Below are 18,700 nucleotides of genomic sequence, written 5' to 3'. Positions count from 1 at the left end.
CAGTAAGCAGAATGTAAACTGAAGCTAAAAACTGATAACTGAATAATGAAATTTACACGTCAATACGCTTTACAAGAAATTGCAAATCTAATAGATTGCAAATATATAGGTGCCGATAACTTCCCTGTTTTAGGTATCAATGAAATTCATGTTGTAGAACCTGGAGATGTTGTGTTTGTGGATCATCCAAAGTATTACGATAAAGCTTTAGCATCTGCAGCCACCATTGTACTTATAAATAAAGAGGTAGACTGCCCAGAAGGAAAGGCTCTATTAATTTCTGATGATCCTTTTAGAGATTTTAATAAACTAACACGTCATTTTAAACCTTTTAAATCTTCAAATGTATCTATTGCTTCTAATGCAAAGATTGGTGAAGGTACGGTAATTCAACCCAATTGTTTTATTGGTAATAATGTTACCATTGGAAAAAATTGTATAGTTCATTCTAATGTTAGCATATATGACGATACAATTATAGGTGATAATGTTGCAATACATGCCGGAAGCATATTAGGAGCTAGCGCATTTTATTATAAGAATAGACCAGAAGGTTATGATCAATTACTCTCTGGTGGTCGAGTCATTATTGAAGATGATGTTGATATAGGTGCATTATGCGCAATAGATAGAGGAGTTACGGGAGATACTACAATAGGTAAAGGTTCTAAATTAGATAACCACATACAAATAGGGCACGATACGGTATTAGGTGAAAAATGCTTAATTGCATCACACACTGCAATTGCTGGCTGTGTTGTAGTAGAAGAAAATGTTACAATTTGGGGACAGGTTGGAGTAAAAAGCGGTATTACCATTAAAAAAGGTACTGTATTATTTGCACAATCTGGTCTAGGTCATACTACGGAAGAAGGAAAAACTTACTTTGGTTCACCAGCACAAGAAGCGAGAGCTTTTTTTAAGGATAGAGCTTACGTTAAAAAAATACCAGAAATCCTTAAGAAACTTAAGAATTTTTAGGTTTTAGAGCGTACATCACAGGCTTTAAAATAGGTCAACTAGCAGATGATCATAAAAGACGTATAGATGCTATTGCACAAAAATAAAATTCTAAAAAGAACACGTAAATCCGTTTCAAAACTATTATTTTTGCACAACAAAAAATTGCAACAAACTTAAAAACACAAATATATAATGAGCGTTTTAGTTAATAAAGATTCTAAAATTATAGTACAAGGTTTTACTGGTAGTGAGGGTACCTTTCACGCAAGTCAAATGATTGAATATGGTACCAATGTTGTTGGAGGTGTTACGCCAGGTAAAGGAGGTCAGACCCATTTAGATAAACCAGTTTTTAATACAGTTTCTGAAGCTGTTGAAAAGGTTGGTGCTGATACCACAATAATTTTTGTGCCACCAGCATTTGCTGCAGATGCTATAATGGAAGCTGCTGATGCAGGTATAAACGTGATTATTACCATTACAGAAGGCATTCCTGTAGCAGATATGATTAAAGCTGCTGATTACATAAAAAATAGAGATTGCCGCCTCGTTGGTCCTAACTGCCCAGGTGTTATTACGCCAGGTGAAGCTAAGGTTGGTATTATGCCAGGATTTGTATTTAAATCTGGTAAAGTAGGTATTGTTTCAAAATCCGGTACATTAACTTATGAGGCTGCAGACCAAGTTGTAAAACAAGGTTTAGGTATTACAACAGCTATAGGTATTGGTGGAGATCCTATTATCGGTACAACGACTAAAGAAGCTGTAGAACTTTTAATAAATGACCCAGAAACAGAAGCTGTTGTAATGATTGGCGAAATAGGTGGGCAATTAGAGGCTGATGCTGCTAATTGGTACAAAGCAAGTGGAAGTAAAAAACCAATAGTAGGTTTTATTGCTGGCGAAACTGCGCCTGCAGGTCGTACGATGGGACATGCTGGTGCAATTGTTGGAGGTAGTGACGATACTGCACAAGCAAAAAAGAAAATTATGAGCTCATGTGGTATTCATGTTGTAAATTCACCTGCTGAAATAGGAAAGAAAGTCGCTGAAGTACTTGGCTAATTTATTATAGATAGGTAATGTGTCACACTGAGTGCAGTCGAAGTGTCTCATACTTAATTATAAAAGTATAAGATACCCAATTAGGTTGGGTAAAAACTGTTAAAAACCTTACAAAATCTTGTGAGGTTTTTTTATGTCGTCGTAACTTGTCGTTGTATATTTGATATCAATAACTATTCTAACTAACTATTATAAATCATGAAATTATTAGAAGGAAAAACAGCCATAATTACTGGTGCTAGTCGTGGAATTGGAAAAGGAATTGCAGAAGTTTTTGCAGACCATGGTGCTAACGTTGCATTTACGTACAGTTCCTCTGTAGATGCAGCAAAAGCTTTAGAAAACGACTTAAATGCTAAAGGCATTAAGGCCATTGGTTACCAAAGTAATGCTGCTAGTTTTGATGAAGCTCAAAAATTGGCAGAAGATGTATTAGCTGCCTTTGGCTCCATAGATATTCTTATTAATAATGCAGGGATTACAAAGGATAACTTGCTGATGAGAATGGGTGAAGACGACTTTGATAAAGTTATTGAAGTCAACTTAAAATCCGTGTTTAATATGACCAAAGCAGTTCAGCGTACTATGCTTAAACAACGCAAAGGCTCTATCATTAATATGAGTTCTGTTGTGGGTGTAAAAGGAAATGCAGGTCAAACTAATTATGCAGCATCTAAAGCAGGTATTATTGGGTTTTCTAAATCCGTAGCTTTAGAATTAGGCTCTCGAAACATAAGGAGTAATGTTATTGCGCCTGGTTTTATAGAAACAGAGATGACAGCTAAGCTAGATGAAGTAACTGTAAAAAGCTGGAGAGCAGGAATTCCTTTAAAAAGAGGTGGGTCGCCAGGAGATGTGGCTAATGCATGTGTCTTTTTAGCGAGTGACTTAAGTGCTTACGTAACAGGGCAAACATTGAATGTAGATGGAGGGATGTTAACCTAATTTGCTATTGCTTACACAAAGCAAAGAGTAATTAATGCAAAACGAAACGATTTTATATATTATTATTGCTGGCATTGCAGCGCTTTTATTAGCGCTGTTTCAGTATTTGTATAAATCGAAAGTTTCATCTCGCCTTAGATATACGCTCTCGGCACTTAGATTTATTTCTGTTTTTGGTATACTGCTATTACTTGTCAATCCTAAGTTTGAGTCTAAAACCTATTACGATGAAAAGCCAACATTAGTTGTTGCTTTAGACAACTCAGAATCCATAAAATATCTTAATCAAGAAGAAAATGCTAAAGATGTATTAAAAAGAATTAAAACCAATGCAGCGCTTAACAAACGCTTTAATGTTGAAGCTTATAGTTTTGGGAAGTCCGTAAATGCTATAGATAGCCTTGATTTTTCTGAGCGGCAATCTAATATTTCAAAAGCGTTAAAGCAATTTGGAGAAGGATATACAAATCAAACAGCGCCAATACTACTTTTAAGTGACGGTAACCAAACCTATGGTGCAGATTATGGTTATATCTCAAAATCAGTAAAGCAATCTATTTACCCAATTATTCTTGGTGATTCTACAGTATATTCAGACTTAAGCATTAAGCAACTTAACGTTAATCGCTATGTGTTTTTAAAAAACAGATTTCCTGTAGAAATTATTGCCAATTACAGTGGTAAAGCATCTGTTAAAACCGAACTTAAAATATGGTCTGGTAAGACAGTAGTCTTTAGAAAACCACTTCAATTTAGTGCTGATAAAACATCAGAAATTATTTCAACAACTTTAACAGCAAATAACGTAGGCGTAAAAACCTACCGTGTTGAGTTAACAGCGCTGAATAACGAAAAAAACGAAGTCAATAACGTTCAGAATTTTGGTGTAGAAGTTATAGATCAAAAGACAAATATAGCTTTAGTTTCAGAACGTTTACATCCAGATTTAGGAGCTTTGAAAAAGGCTATTGAAAGTAACGAACAGCGAAGTGTTTCTATATTAAATCCAAAAGAATATTTAGCTAAAATAAATGATTTTCAATTAGTTATTTTATATCAGCCTAATAATAACTTTAGTACTATTTTAAAATCAATTGCTTCACAAAATCTTAATTCTTTTACTATAACAGGCAATACAACCAACTGGAATTTACTCAACAATTCGCAATCGTATTTTAAGCAAACTATAACCAATCAATCCGAAGATTTTCAGCCCACTTTAAATAGAAATTACAACACTTTTATTATAGATAATCTCAATTTTGAAGATTATCCACCTTTACAATCAGAGTTTGGAAATATTCAGTTTTTAGTACCTAATGACGATATACTTACTAAAACGGTTAATGGTATAGATACAGGCCAGCCATTACTTACTACATTTGAGGATAGCGCTGCAAAACACGCATTATTAAACGGTGAAGGCATTTGGAGGTGGCGTGCACAAACCTATTTAGAAACCGAAAGCTTTAATGATTTTGATAATTTCATAGGAAAACTCGTTCAGTATCTAAGTTCTAATAAAAAACGAAATCGTATTAATATTGATTATAAGTCATTTTACAATGGTAATGATGATGTTGTTATTTCCGCTCAGTATTTTAATAAGAGTTTTGAGTTTGATAATTCAGCAGCGTTAACTATAGTGTTAAAACACAACGCTGATGATAGCGTTAGGCAAGTGCCATTGTTACTTAGTAATGGAAATTACCGCGTAGATTTAAGCGGAATACCTTCGGGTTTATATGACTTTACAATAAAACACAATTCAGAGTCAGTTTCTGCCTCAGGTAGTTTTGAGGTTTTAGAATATAATGTAGAGCAACAGTTTTTAAATGCAGATATCAATAAACTAAAAATGTTGGCTAATCAGAGTTCTGGGAAAAATTACTTTAGTACAGAGACAAATGTATTGATTAAGGATTTACTTAACGATAATCGCTACGCAACCATTCAAAAAACCACCAAAAATATTGTACCTTTGATAGACTGGAAATATCTACTTGGTATAATTGTATTAAGCCTTTTTGCGGAGTGGTTTATCAGAAAATATAACGGTTTAATTTAAAAACAAAAACATGGAGAAATTACCAAAAGTTGGTTTACCAATTTTATTAGGAATCATACTTACCATCGTAATAATTGCTAAATCTGCTATAACCATAGGATCTGGTGAAGCTGGTGTGCTATATAAAACATTTGGAGGTGGAGTTGTAACAGATGAGCCCCCTTTGGGAGAGGGTTTTCATATTGTTGCGCCATGGAATAAAGTTTATGTATATGAGGTTAGGCAGCAAGAACTTTTTGAAAAAATGAAAGTACTATCATCTAACGGTCTTGAGATTCAAATTGATGCTTCAGCATGGTATCAGCCGGTTCAAAACAAGCTTGGTAATTTACACCAAACTTTAGGAGAAAGTTATTTGCAACGTGTAATTCAGCCAGCAATTCGTAGTGCGGCACGAAGTGTAATTGGACGCTACACACCAGATGATTTATATTCAACAAAGCGTGATGCTATTCAGGTTGAAATCTATGAAGAAACCAAGAAAATACTTGATAAGCAATACGTACAATTAAATGAAGTGTTAGTGAGAGACGTTACGTTACCACCTACAATTAAAGATGCTATTGAGCGAAAATTAAAACAAGAGCAAGAATCCTTAGAGTACGAGTTTAGATTAGTTACTGCAGCTAAAGAAGCAGACAAACAACGTATTGAAGCACAAGGTAAGGCTGATGCTAACCGTATTTTGAGCGCGTCGTTAACAGATAAAATTTTACAGGATAAGGGTATAGAAGCTACTAATAAATTAGCGGAATCACCAAACAGCAAGGTGGTTATAATTGGTTCTGGTGAAAGCGGCATGCCAATAATTTTAGGGAATCAATAAAATATTTGTTAATCACTTGGAATTCTAATTTTTTTTTAGAAAACTTTGTGTATCAAAAAAGATATGAATAGTAATCACTTACATCACCATCTCCTATTAATCGCTCAAGCGAGGTGAAGATGTAATGATTAATTTCAACATATAGTATAACCCGTTTGAGAGCATCAAATGGGTTTTTTATTTAAAACTGATGGTGTTTTCAAACTAATCAAAACAAAAGATTTCCGCTTACTCGGAAAATGATATGGAAAAACTAAAAATTGCAGTACAGAAGTCAGGTAGATTAAATGAAGATTCTCTTAAAATCCTTAAAGAAATTGGTATTTCAATAGACAACGGAAAGGATCAATTAAAGGCTTCAGCAAGTAATTTCCCTCTAGAAGTATTTTATTTAAGAAATGGTGACATCCCACAATACCTTAAAGACGGTGTTGTAGATGCTGCAATTATTGGTGAAAATGTGCTTATTGAAAAAGGAAATGATATCACCATTGTAGAAAAATTAGGGTTTTCTAAATGCCGTGTATCTATGGCGGTTCCTAAATCTTCTGATGCTACATCTTTAAAGGATTTAGAAGGAAAGCGTATAGCAACATCATACCCTAATACGGTTAATCTATTTCTTAAAAAACATGGTGTAAATGCAAATCTTCATATTATTAATGGCTCAGTTGAGATTGCGCCAAACATAGGTCTTGCAGAAGGTATTTGTGATATTGTTTCTAGTGGTAGCACCTTATTTAAAAACGGATTAAAAGAAATTGAAGTGCTTTTAAAGTCTGAGGCTGTGTTAGCTACATCTCCAAAAATATCAGAAGCAAATCAGGCTATTATAGATAAAATACAATTCCGTCTTAAATCTGTACTTAGAGGTCGCAAGAATAAGTATGTATTACTTAATGCCCCAAATAATAAACTTAATGATATCATTAATGTATTACCAGGTATGAAAAGCCCAACAGTTTTGCCTTTAGCAACAGAAGGATGGAGTAGTGTGCATACGGTAATTAATAAAGGCGAATTCTGGGAAATTATTGATGAACTAAAGGCTAATGGTGCGGAAGGGATTTTAGTTTGCCCTATAGAGAACATGGTACTTTAACCTGTTATGCCGAATTGTTACACTGAGCTTGTCAAAGTGTTGTTTCAGCATCTCATAACAAGAAAACAAAAATGAAAACATACATAAACCCAAAAAAATCAGAGTGGTCAGCGCTTTTACAGCGTCCGACAAAAACTGTTGATGCTATAGAAGCCACGGTTAATACTGTTTTTAACGAGGTTAAGAATAAAGGTGATAAAGCTATTAAAGCTTATACATCAAAGTTTGATAAAGTTGAACTTGAAGTTATTGAAGTTACTAAAGATGAAATAGACGAGGCTGAAAAACGGATATCTAAAGACTTAAAAAAAGCAATAGAACTCGCTAGGAAGAATATTAAGCGCTTTCATAAAGCACAGAAAACAAAGAAAGTCTCATTAAAGACCATGAAAGGCGTAAAATGCTGGCAAGAAAAACGACCAATTCAAAAAGTTGGTTTGTATATACCTGGAGGAACGGCACCTTTGTTCTCAACAGTTTTAATGCTATCCATACCAGCTAAAATAGCAGGTTGTAAAGAGATTGTATTGTGTTCACCACCTAATAGCGAAGGCAAAATTGCGGATGAAATATTGTACACAGCTAAACGTTGCGGTGTAACTAAAATTGTTAAAGTTGGTGGTATACAAGCTATTGCTGGTCTTACTTTTGGTACGGAATCTATACCGCAAGTCTATAAAATATTTGGCCCAGGTAATCAATACGTTACTGTAGCTAAGCAATTGGCAACTAAGCATGGTGTGGCTATAGATATGCCTGCTGGTCCAAGCGAGTTGTTGGTTATGGCAGATGAATCGGCTAACCCAGCATATGTAGCTTCAGACTTATTGAGTCAGGCAGAACATGGTTCTGATAGCCAGGTGATTTTAGTAACAACATCTAATGCGTTTGCTGAAAAGGTTAATGCAGAAGTAGAGTCTCAATTAGCGGATTTACCTAGAAAAGATATGGCTACAGATGCTATAGCCAACTCAAAGTCAATTGTAGTAAAAGATTTTAAAACGGCCTTAGATTTAATAGATGAATATGGGCCAGAACATTTCATAGTTTCAACAACAGATAACGATTTTTTTGTTGAGAGCATTGGTAATGCAGGTTCTGTTTTTATTGGTAATTATACGCCAGAAAGCGCAGGTGATTATGCCTCTGGCACCAATCATACCTTGCCAACCAATGGATTTTCAAAGGCGTACTCTGGTGTTAATTTAGATAGTTTTCAAAAAAGTATAACCTTTCAAAAAATATCACAAAAGGGTATTGCAGCTATCGGACCAGCTATAGAATTAATGGCAGAAGCAGAAGGCTTACAAGCACATAAAAATGCGATTTCGATACGACTAAAAGACGTATCGAAACCGTCTTGAAATCGTTTCAGGACCTAAAAAAAATAATAGATTCTGAACTAAACTCAGAATAACAAAATGAAAGAACAAGAGATAAATAACTTACTAAGAGAGAACATTAAAAGCATCGAAGCCTATTCCTCAGCACGAGACGAATACAAAGATGCTACAGCAGATATGGTGTTTATTGATGCTAATGAGAATCCTTTTCAATCTAACGTTAATCGTTATCCAGATCCTAAACAAACAGCTGTAAAGCAACGTTTATCTCAAATTAAAGGAACAGAAGCATCTCAAATTTTATTAGGTAATGGTAGCGATGAAGTGTTAGATTTAATTTTTAGAGCATTTTGCGAGCCAAATAGAGATAACATTATTACGTTACCACCAACATACGGTATGTATCAAGTGTTAGCAGATTTAAATGCAGTAGATGTTATTTCGGTAGAATTAGATAGTGATTTTCAGCCTAAAGTTTCAGAGATATTAAACGTTCAAAACAGTAATTCTAAACTATTGTTTATATGCTCGCCAAATAATCCTACAGCTAATAGTTTTGAGGTAGTTAAGATTGAAAATTTAATCAAAAACTTTAATGGACTTGTCGTTATCGATGAAGCGTATATTGATTTTTCGAGTCAAGAGAGTTGGCTAAGCAGACTCAATGAGTTTCCTAATCTTATTGTTACTCAAACCCTCTCTAAAGCCTATGGTTTAGCTGGTGTTAGATTAGGTATTTGTTATGCTTCAGAATTCATCATATCGATTTTGAATAAGATAAAACCCCCTTATAATGTTAATCAGTTAACGCAGATTAAAGCATTAGAAAGACTAAATGCTATAAACGAAGTAAGAAACGAGGTTGACCATATATTGACACAACGTAAAATTCTAATTAAAGCATTAAACACTATTTCGTTTGTTAATAAGGTTTACCCCTCGGATGCTAATTTTATTTTAGCAAAGGTTGATGATGCCAATTTGAGATATAATCAGCTTATTGAAAAAGGTATTGTGGTAAGAAATAGAACAACACAACCGCTTTGCGAAAACTGCCTTCGTTTTACCGTGGGAACATCTGATGAAAACAAAAAATTAATTAAGACTTTAAACCAACTATCATGAAGCCTGTACTATTTATAGATAGAGATGGAACACTAATAAAAGAGCCAGCAGACGAGCAAATAGATGCGTTTGAGAAATTAGAATTTTACCCTAAAGTGTTTCAGTACCTCAGTAAAATAGCAAAAGAATTAAATTTTGAAATCGTTATGATTACCAATCAAGACGGTTTAGGAACCGAAGCGTATCCTGAAGATACATTTTGGCCTGTTCATAATTTTGTACTTAAAACTTTTGAAAGTGAGGGTGTAGTTTTTAAAGAACAATTTATCGACAGGACATTCGCAAAAGATAATGCGCCAACGCGTAAGCCCAATACAGGTTTACTGACTAAATACTTTTCCGATGATTATGATTTAGCAAACTCATTCGTCATTGGTGACCGATTAACAGATGTAGAATTAGCTAAGAATCTAGGTGCGAAAGGCATATTTATTAATGATAACACCAATCTTGGTACAGATGAAGTCACTGTGAGCAATGCAGCATTACAAGACTATATTGCCTTAGAATCCAATGATTGGGAAATTATATATAATTTTCTAAAAACCACCGAACGCGTTGGAAATATAGAACGTAATACCAATGAAACCAAGATAAAAATAGACCTTAATCTCGATGGTACAGGAAAAAGCCAAATCGATACAGGCATCGCATTTTTTGACCACATGTTAGACCAAATTGCCAGACATGGTCAAATAGATTTAGATATTAAGGTTGATGGCGATTTAGAAGTCGATGAGCATCATACCATTGAGGATACTGCCATAGCACTTGGCGAAGTATTCACAGAAACACTTGGCAATAAACTAGGTATAGAACGCTATGGGTTCTGTTTACCAATGGATGATTGCTTGGCACAGGTAGCCATAGATTTTGGTGGCAGAAATTGGCTGGTTTGGGATGCAGAGTTTAATCGCGAAATGATTGGTAAAATGCCAACAGAAATGTTTTATCATTTCTTTAAGTCGTTTACCGATGGTGCAAAATGTAATCTCAATATAAAAGTAGAGGGTGTAAATGAGCACCACAAGATTGAAGCTATTTTCAAAGCCTTTGCCAAAGCTATTAAAATGGCAGTAAAACGAGATGTAAACAAGATGATTTTACCATCTACAAAGGGAATGTTATAGTTGTTATTCCGACAGCGGCTCAATATTTATTGGGACGAAGAGTAACCTCATAATGAGATTTCTCACATTAGTTCGAAATGACAAAACGAAAAATTATGAATCTAAAAATAGTAAATTACGGTGCTGGCAATATAAAGAGTATTCAGTTTGCCTTTCAGCGATTGGGTTATAATGCCGTTTTAACATCAGATGCCAATGACATTCTAAAAGCTGATAAAGTTATTTTTCCAGGTGTTGGTGAAGCAAGTTCAGCCATGAAAAAGCTTGAAGAAAGTGGGTTAGATGCATTGATTCCAGAATTAAAACAACCAGTTTTAGGTATTTGTTTAGGAATGCAACTAATGTGTAAGCATACAGAAGAAGGAGATACTAAAGGCTTGGGTATTTTTAACACTGATGTAAAACGTTTTTCTAATCAAGTAAAAGTCCCTCAAATGGGCTGGAATACGATTAAGAATTTAAAATCTGATTTATTCAAAAATATTGATGAAGATGATTACATGTATCTGGTACATAGCTATTATGCCAAAAATTGTAATGAAACTATAGCAAATTCAGATTATGAAATAGAATATGCTTCAGCTTTAGAGAACGATAATTTCTTTGGCGTACAATTTCACCCTGAGAAAAGCGGAAAAACTGGTGAACAATTGTTGAAGAATTTCCTTGAATTATAATTGAATGAACATGTCATGCTGAGCCTGTTGAAGCATCTCAATAGAATTAAATAATTAATTTAAAAAGATTTCCGTTTTCACGGGAAATAAATATGAGAATAATACCAGCAATAGATATCATTAATGGACAATGTGTACGCTTAACCAAGGGTGATTATGATACCAAGAAAGTGTATAATGAGAATCCGGTTGAAGTCGCCAAAGCCTTTGAAGATAAAGGCATACAATACCTGCATGTTGTGGATTTAGATGGCGCAAAAGCAAGCCATATTGTAAATTATAAGGTTTTAGAAGCTATAGCAACAAAGACCAATCTTAAAATAGATTTTGGTGGAGGTTTAAAGTCAGACGAGGATTTAAAAATAGCCTTTGAGTCTGGCGCAAATCAGATAACAGGAGGTAGTATTGCCGTAAAAAACCCCTCTGTTTTCAAAAATTGGATTTCTAAATTTGGAGCCGATAAAATAATTTTGGGAGCCGATTGTAATCCCGACGCTTCGGGAGGAAAAATTGCCATTTCAGGATGGCAAGAAGAAAGCGATTTAGAGGTTATTCCTTTTATTAAGGCTTATCAATCTAAGGGAATCAATTATGTGATTTGCACCGACATTTCTAAAGATGGAATGCTTCAAGGCCCATCATTTAAATTGTATAAACGTATTCTAAATGAGTGTTCTGTCATTTCGAGCGATGTCGAGAAATCTCAAACTAAAGAAAAAGACCTTTCGACTGCGCTTATGATGACAAGTGGAATAAAACTCATAGCTTCTGGCGGAATTTCAAAATATGAAGAATTACCAAAATTAGCTGAAATGGGCTGCGAAGGCGTCATTGTTGGTAAGGCGATTTACGAGAACAGAATTTCATTAAAAGAAATAGAACATTTTATTTTAAATAATTAATTATGAATCCGCTCAAACTCGCTTTAGACTGGACACCAAATATTAACCACATTGGTTTTTTTGTAGCAAAAGAAAAAGGGTTTTATAAATCCTTGGGTATTGAATTAGACATTATTAATCCAGCGCATGATAATTACGCGCTAACACCAGCAAAAAAAGTAGAATTGGGCAAAGCAGATTTTGCGCTCTGCCCAACTGAAAGTATAATCAGCTATCAAACCAAAGAAAAGCCTTTTAACCTTATTGCGATAGGAGCAATTTTTCAGGAAGATGTTAGTGCAATCGTAGTTAAAAGTAGTAGTACTATTAAAAGACCGCGCGGATTAGATGGTAAGTCTTATAGTTCTTACAAAGCAAGGTATGAGGATGCTATAATTAAGGAAATGATTAAAAATGATGGAGGTAAAGGGGACATTAAAATCATTTATCCCGAAAAATTAGGGATTTGGAATACACTCTTAGAGGATGTTGCTCATTCTACTTGGATTTTTATGAATTGGGAAGGGGTTGAAGCAGAACAATCAGCAATCCCATTCAACTATTTTAAAATGAAAGATTATGGTGTCCCATATTCATATTCGCCAGTAATTGCTTGCGGTTTAACAAATGCTTCTAAAAAGCCCGACCAAATAAGTAGTTTTCTGAAAGCAACCAGAGAGGGGTTTTTATATTGCAAAGACCATCCAGATAATGCGGTAGCGATACTATCTAAATATTTAAGTGAAGAGGATAAAACTATAAACTTAAGAAAAGCATTAAATTTGAGCTTGCCATATTTTGGGTCGAAAGAAAATTTGGATTTTATTGATGAGAAAGTAATCGCTGATTTTGTGGCTTGGATAAAAGCGAATAATTTAGAGACAAAGGATATTAACCCAACCGATTTATACACCAATAACTTTTTTAACTAATTATACAGATGCTCACAAAACGAATTGTTCCTTGTTTAGATATTAAAGATGGTCGCACGGTAAAAGGGGTCAATTTTGTAGACTTAAGAGATGCTGGTGACCCTGTTGTATTGGCTAAACAATATGCTGAACTTGGCGCTGATGAATTGGTGTTTTTAGATATTTCTGCAACTCAAGAAAAACGAAAAACTATGCGCAGCATGGTATTAAAGGTTGCCGAACAAGTTAATATTCCATTTACTGTTGGTGGTGGTATTTCTTCAGTTGAGGATGTGGATGATTTGTTGCATTGTGGTGCAGATAAAGTATCAATTAATTCATCAGCAGTTAAACGCCCAGAATTAATAAGCGAACTATCCAATAAATTTGGCAGCCAATGTGTTGTCGTTGCTATTGATGCAAAAAAAGTAGGCGAAGAGTGGATTGTTCATTTAGCAGGTGGTACCATTGCAACTGATATAAAATTGTTTGATTGGGCCATAGAAGTTGAAGAACGTGGAGCAGGTGAACTATTATTCACCTCCATGAATCATGATGGCACCAAAGCAGGTTTTGCAAATGAGGCCTTAGCTAAATTATCTGATTTAGTTAATATACCAATTATAGCATCTGGTGGAGCTGGCACTAAGCAACATTTTGCGGATACCTTTAAGCTGGGTAAAGCAGATGCTGCATTGGCTGCAAGTGTTTTTCATTTTGGTGAAATACCAATTATGGAATTAAAAGAAGAATTAAAAAAACAGGGCATACCTGTAAGGCTATAATTGTCATTCCTGCGAAAGCAGGAATATCAAATAATAAAGATATTGAATAGATTCCGCATCAAGTGCGGAATGACAAACAAGTTTGCAATGAAAATAGATTTCAATAAAAATAAGGATGGACTTGTACCAGCCATTATACAAGATGCAACAACCAAAAAGGTTCTAATGTTGGGTTACATGAATGAAGAAGCATTTAATAAAACTAAGGAAAAAGGATTGGTCACATTCTTTAGCAGAACCAAGAATAGACTTTGGACTAAAGGTGAAGAAAGCGGCAATGTGCTGAATCTTGTAGATTTAAAACTAGATTGCGATAATGACACTCTGTTAATTCAGGTAAATCCTAAAGGTTCAACATGCCATACAGGTACCGACACTTGTTGGAGTGAATCTAATGACCCATCTTTTGGGTTTATATCTACATTAGAAAATGTTATTAGCTCTAGAATTGAGCATGCGGATTCTCAAAAGTCTTATGTTGCCTCTTTATTTGCTAAGGGCATTAATAAAGTTGCACAAAAAGTAGGCGAAGAAGCTGTTGAAGTCGTTATTGAAGCAAAAGACAATAATGATGAACTCTTCTTAGATGAGAGCGCAGATTTACTGTTTCATTATTTAATGCTATTACAAGCAAAAGGTTTTAAACTTAAAGATGTGGTTTCCGTACTTGAGGCAAGGCATAAATAAAGAAAGTAATAGTAAAAAAATAAGCTGCTATAATCTAAGACTATAGCAGCTTTTCTTTATAATACATTTAGAAAGTTTTGAAATTATAAAGAATCACGAGCGTTTAATTGGCATTAATTATATCTATCGTTTGTTCTATCCAATCCTTATCAAAGTCTAGTTTAATTTCCGGAACAACACCTTTTCCCTCATAGTCAAAATAGCTATGAAAATTCATATCGGTTGGTGTGATTTGAAAATGACCAGAAGGTGTAGCGTACGAATACCCATAATTTTTCCCGTAGGCTATGATACCGCGTGTCGTCTGGCCTAAATGCTTTGCTTTTTTGTTCTTTAAGAGTTTTAACGTAAACTGTTCCCCATTACTACCTGTAAAACAATTGGTAAGTACATAAACGTTTTTAGTCTTTAACAGTTTTAAAAATGGGTTCGAGAATTTTTTATTACCACCAACATTGCTTCTTAAGTCCACTATAATATGATCTGCTGTCAACTTACTTTTTGTATCATTAAAAAACGCTTTAAGCTCTTTTCGCTTGCTATTTCCAAAAGTTGCAAAGTATAGGTATTGTGTATTGTCGTTAATTTGCTTAAATGCGGCTACTTCTATTTTTTCGGACAGTAATTCATTATTAAGGGTGTTTCCTTCTTTTTTATAGCGCCAAATTCTTCCATTTTCGAAAGAAAGACTTTGTACCAAACTAGGCGTCCTTGTATTAGCATCATAGAAATACATGTTATACTTGTTCGCATTGGTATGCTTAAGATAAAAACGGATTTCACCTGGTGTCCAATGTTCTAAATTTGTTTCCATTAATACACCAATAAAATCTTGTGTATTACCTGCTGCGTAAAGACCTATTTTTTCATTGTCACCTAAATTATAAATACCTTCCTTATGTTCCAAAGGTTTATTTTTAAGGTCTATATCTAGGTCTAAAAGATGCTTATTTGTTTTAGGATGATTTTTATAAAGCGCTGACGCTTTAAAGGATTTAATCTTTTCGGTATCTTCTAAATAAGACTTTGGTAAAAACGCTGTGTTCACTTTTAAGGAAGCATGCACATCGTTGACCAGAGCCATTTGTTGCAGAAGCATTTTATAACAAGCCTCAACACCAATTGGCTTTACCATCTGTGAAGTTAATTTTGTGTACAGATTTTCAAATTCTTTTGCTTTATCGCCTTTTGTCTGCTTTTTGTAAGACGGCATTTTCTTCATCTTCTCTATTACAAAATCTAAATCTGTTTTGCAATCACAGGTTTCAATTTGTGCATTTACTGATGCTATTGTAACTAATACTACGAGTAAATAATTAACTAATTTTTTCATGATTCAATGTTTTATATGATTAAACTTTCTGAAACAAAAGTATTTCAAACAAAATCACTTGTAGCAATAATAATGGGTGTTTGGGGTGAAATGATATTAGTTTGTGGTGGAATTAATTGTAGTCTTTACCGCATTGAGGTAGGTTTTTGAAATCGGCACTTCAATATTGTAATTAAGTATGAGAAAATGCTTACCGTTTTCGGTTTTCCATTGTTGAAAATGAAATGGGTTCACTACGTACGAACGATGTGTACGAAGTAACTCCGAGAAGGCATCATCTATTGCAGAAAGTTTAGTTCTAATAAGCGTCTTTTTCAACTCCTTACCAGATATATAAAAAACTTCAATATAATTATCTGAAGATTGTATGCTTACGATATCATTAAATAGAAGGCGAAGCCCTTCATAATTACCTTCACCTTTTATCTCCACTTTTTTATCTTCCAACCGTTTTTCATGGTATTTGCCAAGTGCAAATCTGCCTATAATGATAATTGGAAGTATAGTTAAAATAGCCGGAAACAATATTGCTTTAAGGTGATAAACAAGACCGTAAGCATAGGGATCCCATTCTACAATAAACTGTAAATAGTATAATCGCAATATAATTATAGACACCAAGATAAATACCGTTAGCCATATAAGCTCAGAACTTAACGTCCAGCTGTTTTGATATTTTTTATACAGCCAATATTGAAAAGGAAGGTTTAATAGATATAACAAAGCACCTATGACACCGTAAATGGGTAAATAAATGAGTTTTTCCGATTCGTCAAATTCATTAACATCTAAGGGTTCTGTAAAGTATAAAAATACAAATATCCAAACCGCTAATAATAAGCCAATTAAAATATGATTTTTTAATAAAGGGTCAAAAGGATAGTTGCGCTTCAAAAGAGATTAAATTTTGAATATAAAAATAAGCATTGCTTTTGGAATCTTCAATAAAATAACGTTATTGCCCTTATGTTCGAAAAGCGCTTTTACTACCTTATCAAAATTCAATATTTAGGCTATCGTTTTCATGGCTGGCAAAAACAGCCCGATGTAAAAACAATTCATTTAATGATAGATAGAACCTTAAAGTATATTCTTGGAGATATTCGTTTTAAAACCTTGGGTGCAGGCAGAACTGATGCTATGGTTTCTGCAAATGAAGCAGCTTTAGAATTATTTATATATAACAACCCTATTTTAGATTTTGAAGCCTTTTTAGAGCTGTTTAATCATAATTTACCGCAAGATATACGTGCTTTATCCATTTCGGAAGTTACAAAGGATTTTAATGTTATAAAAGATTCAAAAATTAAAGAATACCATTATGTTTTTTCAGAAGGGCAGAAGAATCATCCTTTTTGTGCTCCTATTTTAACCACAATCCTAGAACCTTTGGATGTAAAACTAATGAAAACGGGCGCAAAATTATTTGAGGGCACACATAATTTTAAGACCTATTGCTATAAAGCGACCGATAAAGGTGAATATACCAGAACCATTGTGCATTGCGAGATTACCAATAATAGTATATACACGGCCAATTTCTTTCCAAAGGAATCTTATGTTTTAAAAGTAAGGGGCAAGGGTTTTATGCGAAACCAAATTAGGTTAATGATGGGATGCTTAATAAAACTAGGTAGAGGAGAGGTGACTTTGGGTTATATTAGTGAAACACTCAAAGACGAAAGTACTGAGGTTATGGATTATATTGCACCAGCTTCTGGCTTAATTTTACATTCTATTGACTTTGAATAAAAAAAGGAATCAATAAAACGATGCAGATTCCTTTTTAAGGTTGGTTGGTTGGTTAAAAGTTACTTAATCCAGCCTTTTCTTGCTGAATCTCTAGAGAAGAGTACTAACAACATAGCAACTACAGGGATGGCTATGGCCATAGACAATTCAAAAGTATTTATAGATAAATTCATTTTATCATAAATATTGTTAAGTACATAGTTATGCAAAATTTGTCCTATTACCGCTATAAAGGATATTATAAACATAGGTTTAGCCCAAGTTTTTCGAAGTAACAAGAAAATACATCCTAAAAGTCCGCAAAAAACGGCTAAAGCATAACATGCGGTATACCAAGCAGGCATTTCTAGCGTATAGAAAGCTTGTTGTCGTTCTGGTAATTGAGCAATCATATCTTTTGTAATGTAAGCATCGCCTATGTAAACCATAACCCCCATAGCATTCCAAAGTAGTGCAATAGCACTTACAATCCAAAACCAAATCGGTGGTTTATTCAATGAATTTGTCATAATAAAGTTGATTTAATTAGTTAGTTTTTTTGGTAGAAACAACCACCATATTGTTTAACAATTTATAAAAAAAATCATAAATACAATATTGGCTTTGCGTTTTATGTATTAAAAAAGGGGTGAAAATTAAATTTCTCACCCCTTTAAAATACCATTTATATATAGTTAATCTACTACATGTAATTTTGGTTCTTTGTCAACAAATTTTCCATTAACAGATTCGCCTAAAATGATAACCTCTTTAGAACGTTCGTACATTTTAATAGCACGATGCATCTGTAATTTGGTGCCACTATATAATTTTACTCCTGATTTTGAACCTTTGTTTCGAATTTCAATATAGTAACCATCCTTTAATTTTGTTGGTCTTGTTGCTGGTCTACCCATAAAAGTTAGTGTATGTTTTAAAAGTATTGCATGATACGGAAAATTCTGTCAACTCACAACTATATTTTTAACTCTATTAAATGAAGATGATAATCGTTAAAATGCCTTAACATTTTGGTTTTATATTAACATACTTTTATGCTAATAGGCTGTCTTAAGCGTTAAACCTTGTTAAGTCACTTGACAAAATTGCTTACACGCTTATATTAAG

19 protein-coding genes are annotated in these 18,700 nt (G+C 33.9%); 15 read left to right on the top strand and 4 right to left on the bottom strand.

Annotated elements, in window-relative coordinates; genetic code table 11:
- The first annotated feature begins 45 nt into the window (after positions 1-45).
- From Q0800_RS07505 to hisIE, 14 genes are all read left to right on the top strand, one after another.
- The gene (locus tag Q0800_RS07505; RefSeq protein WP_299128681.1) at positions 46-981 is read left to right on the top strand and encodes a UDP-3-O-(3-hydroxymyristoyl)glucosamine N-acyltransferase; all 936 of its coding nucleotides are present in this window, start codon (positions 46-48) and stop codon (positions 979-981) included.
- A 174-nt stretch (positions 982-1,155) separates the two neighbouring features.
- A complete protein-coding gene (sucD, locus tag Q0800_RS07500) occupies positions 1,156-2,028 on the top strand; it encodes a succinate--CoA ligase subunit alpha (RefSeq protein WP_299128680.1) in 873 nt (290 codons plus the stop codon).
- 198 nt (positions 2,029-2,226) lie between these two features.
- On the top strand, positions 2,227-2,973 hold the full coding sequence (fabG, locus tag Q0800_RS07495; protein ID WP_299128679.1) for a 3-oxoacyl-[acyl-carrier-protein] reductase: 747 nt from the start codon (positions 2,227-2,229) through the stop codon (positions 2,971-2,973).
- Between the two features lie 34 nt (positions 2,974-3,007).
- Positions 3,008-5,041, top strand: coding sequence for a VWA domain-containing protein (locus tag Q0800_RS07490; protein ID WP_299128678.1), 2,034 nt, complete (start codon positions 3,008-3,010; stop codon positions 5,039-5,041).
- 10 nt (positions 5,042-5,051) lie between these two features.
- Entirely contained in the window at positions 5,052-5,867 is an 816-nt protein-coding gene (locus tag Q0800_RS07485; protein WP_299128677.1) for a prohibitin family protein, read from the top strand.
- Between the two features lie 244 nt (positions 5,868-6,111).
- Positions 6,112-6,969, top strand: a complete 858-nt coding sequence (gene hisG / locus Q0800_RS07480; protein ID WP_299128676.1) for an ATP phosphoribosyltransferase — start codon at positions 6,112-6,114, stop codon at positions 6,967-6,969.
- A gap of 71 nt (positions 6,970-7,040) precedes the next feature.
- Complete coding sequence (gene hisD / locus Q0800_RS07475; protein ID WP_299128675.1) at positions 7,041-8,333, top strand: histidinol dehydrogenase; 1,293 nt, start codon at positions 7,041-7,043, stop codon at positions 8,331-8,333.
- Positions 8,334-8,390: 57 nt separating this feature from the next.
- On the top strand, positions 8,391-9,437 hold the full coding sequence (hisC, locus tag Q0800_RS07470) for a histidinol-phosphate transaminase (protein ID WP_299128674.1): 1,047 nt from the start codon (positions 8,391-8,393) through the stop codon (positions 9,435-9,437).
- Entirely contained in the window at positions 9,434-10,567 is a 1,134-nt protein-coding gene (hisB, locus tag Q0800_RS07465; RefSeq protein ID WP_299128673.1) for a bifunctional histidinol-phosphatase/imidazoleglycerol-phosphate dehydratase HisB, read from the top strand. Before hisC ends, hisB begins: the two co-directional genes overlap by 4 nt.
- Before the next feature lie 95 nt (positions 10,568-10,662).
- Positions 10,663-11,244, top strand: a complete 582-nt coding sequence (gene hisH / locus Q0800_RS07460; protein ID WP_299128672.1) for an imidazole glycerol phosphate synthase subunit HisH — start codon at positions 10,663-10,665, stop codon at positions 11,242-11,244.
- A gap of 92 nt (positions 11,245-11,336) precedes the next feature.
- Positions 11,337-12,146, top strand: coding sequence for a 1-(5-phosphoribosyl)-5-[(5-phosphoribosylamino)methylideneamino] imidazole-4-carboxamide isomerase (locus tag Q0800_RS07455; protein WP_299128670.1), 810 nt, complete (start codon positions 11,337-11,339; stop codon positions 12,144-12,146).
- A gap of 2 nt (positions 12,147-12,148) precedes the next feature.
- On the top strand, positions 12,149-13,057 hold the full coding sequence (locus Q0800_RS07450) for an ABC transporter substrate-binding protein (protein WP_299128669.1): 909 nt from the start codon (positions 12,149-12,151) through the stop codon (positions 13,055-13,057).
- 8 nt (positions 13,058-13,065) lie between these two features.
- Positions 13,066-13,821 (top strand): imidazole glycerol phosphate synthase subunit HisF, encoded by a 756-nt coding sequence (gene hisF / locus Q0800_RS07445; protein ID WP_299128668.1) that lies wholly within the window; start codon positions 13,066-13,068, stop codon positions 13,819-13,821.
- 87 nt (positions 13,822-13,908) lie between these two features.
- Complete coding sequence (hisIE, locus tag Q0800_RS07440; protein ID WP_299128667.1) at positions 13,909-14,508, top strand: bifunctional phosphoribosyl-AMP cyclohydrolase/phosphoribosyl-ATP diphosphatase HisIE; 600 nt, start codon at positions 13,909-13,911, stop codon at positions 14,506-14,508.
- A 103-nt stretch (positions 14,509-14,611) separates the two neighbouring features.
- On the opposite strand, the gene Q0800_RS07435 is transcribed toward hisIE, so the two are convergent.
- Together Q0800_RS07435 and Q0800_RS07430 are read right to left on the bottom strand one after the other, a co-directional pair.
- Positions 14,612-15,841 carry a S41 family peptidase gene (locus tag Q0800_RS07435; RefSeq protein WP_299128666.1) on the bottom strand — a complete coding sequence of 410 codons (1,230 nt, stop codon included), beginning with the start codon at positions 15,839-15,841 and terminating at the stop codon, positions 14,612-14,614.
- A gap of 96 nt (positions 15,842-15,937) precedes the next feature.
- Entirely contained in the window at positions 15,938-16,735 is a 798-nt protein-coding gene (locus tag Q0800_RS07430) for a LytTR family DNA-binding domain-containing protein (RefSeq protein WP_299128665.1), read from the bottom strand.
- A 72-nt stretch (positions 16,736-16,807) separates the two neighbouring features.
- On the opposite strand from Q0800_RS07430, the gene Q0800_RS07425 reads away from it, so the two are divergent.
- Positions 16,808-17,593: a tRNA pseudouridine(38-40) synthase TruA gene (locus Q0800_RS07425; protein ID WP_299128664.1), complete on the top strand. Its 786-nt coding sequence runs from the start codon at positions 16,808-16,810 to the stop codon at positions 17,591-17,593.
- 59 nt (positions 17,594-17,652) lie between these two features.
- Here Q0800_RS07425 and Q0800_RS07420 read toward each other — a convergent pair whose 3' ends face one another.
- The gene (locus Q0800_RS07420; RefSeq protein WP_299128663.1) at positions 17,653-18,102 is read right to left on the bottom strand and encodes a hypothetical protein; all 450 of its coding nucleotides are present in this window, start codon (positions 18,100-18,102) and stop codon (positions 17,653-17,655) included.
- Between the two features lie 165 nt (positions 18,103-18,267).
- Positions 18,268-18,489, bottom strand: coding sequence for a hypothetical protein (locus tag Q0800_RS07415; RefSeq protein ID WP_155087696.1), 222 nt, complete (start codon positions 18,487-18,489; stop codon positions 18,268-18,270).
- Between the last annotated feature and the right edge of the window lie 211 nt (positions 18,490-18,700).

Origin of the sequence: uncultured Winogradskyella sp., from assembly GCF_937958655.1 — a bacterium.
Taxonomy (GTDB): Bacteria; Bacteroidota; Bacteroidia; order Flavobacteriales; family Flavobacteriaceae; genus Winogradskyella.
This window is presented reverse-complemented; position numbering and strand designations above follow the sequence as displayed.

Coding starts and splice junctions, on each gene's coding strand:
- Q0800_RS07485 (WP_299128677.1), top strand. CDS start 5,052: ATGGAGAAATTACCAAAAGTTGGTTTACCAATTTTATTAGGAATCATA.
- hisIE (WP_299128667.1), top strand. CDS start 13,909: ATGAAAATAGATTTCAATAAAAATAAGGATGGACTTGTACCAGCCATT.
- hisB (WP_299128673.1), top strand. CDS start 9,434: ATGAAGCCTGTACTATTTATAGATAGAGATGGAACACTAATAAAAGAG.
- Q0800_RS07505 (WP_299128681.1), top strand. CDS start 46: ATGAAATTTACACGTCAATACGCTTTACAAGAAATTGCAAATCTAATA.
- fabG (WP_299128679.1), top strand. CDS start 2,227: ATGAAATTATTAGAAGGAAAAACAGCCATAATTACTGGTGCTAGTCGT.
- Q0800_RS07450 (WP_299128669.1), top strand. CDS start 12,149: ATGAATCCGCTCAAACTCGCTTTAGACTGGACACCAAATATTAACCAC.
- hisF (WP_299128668.1), top strand. CDS start 13,066: ATGCTCACAAAACGAATTGTTCCTTGTTTAGATATTAAAGATGGTCGC.
- hisD (WP_299128675.1), top strand. CDS start 7,041: ATGAAAACATACATAAACCCAAAAAAATCAGAGTGGTCAGCGCTTTTA.
- Q0800_RS07415 (WP_155087696.1), bottom strand. CDS start 18,489: ATGGGTAGACCAGCAACAAGACCAACAAAATTAAAGGATGGTTACTAT.
- hisC (WP_299128674.1), top strand. CDS start 8,391: ATGAAAGAACAAGAGATAAATAACTTACTAAGAGAGAACATTAAAAGC.
- Q0800_RS07420 (WP_299128663.1), bottom strand. CDS start 18,102: ATGACAAATTCATTGAATAAACCACCGATTTGGTTTTGGATTGTAAGT.
- hisH (WP_299128672.1), top strand. CDS start 10,663: ATGAATCTAAAAATAGTAAATTACGGTGCTGGCAATATAAAGAGTATT.
- sucD (WP_299128680.1), top strand. CDS start 1,156: ATGAGCGTTTTAGTTAATAAAGATTCTAAAATTATAGTACAAGGTTTT.
- Q0800_RS07435 (WP_299128666.1), bottom strand. CDS start 15,841: ATGAAAAAATTAGTTAATTATTTACTCGTAGTATTAGTTACAATAGCA.
- hisG (WP_299128676.1), top strand. CDS start 6,112: ATGGAAAAACTAAAAATTGCAGTACAGAAGTCAGGTAGATTAAATGAA.
- Q0800_RS07455 (WP_299128670.1), top strand. CDS start 11,337: ATGAGAATAATACCAGCAATAGATATCATTAATGGACAATGTGTACGC.
- Q0800_RS07425 (WP_299128664.1), top strand. CDS start 16,808: ATGTTCGAAAAGCGCTTTTACTACCTTATCAAAATTCAATATTTAGGC.
- Q0800_RS07490 (WP_299128678.1), top strand. CDS start 3,008: ATGCAAAACGAAACGATTTTATATATTATTATTGCTGGCATTGCAGCG.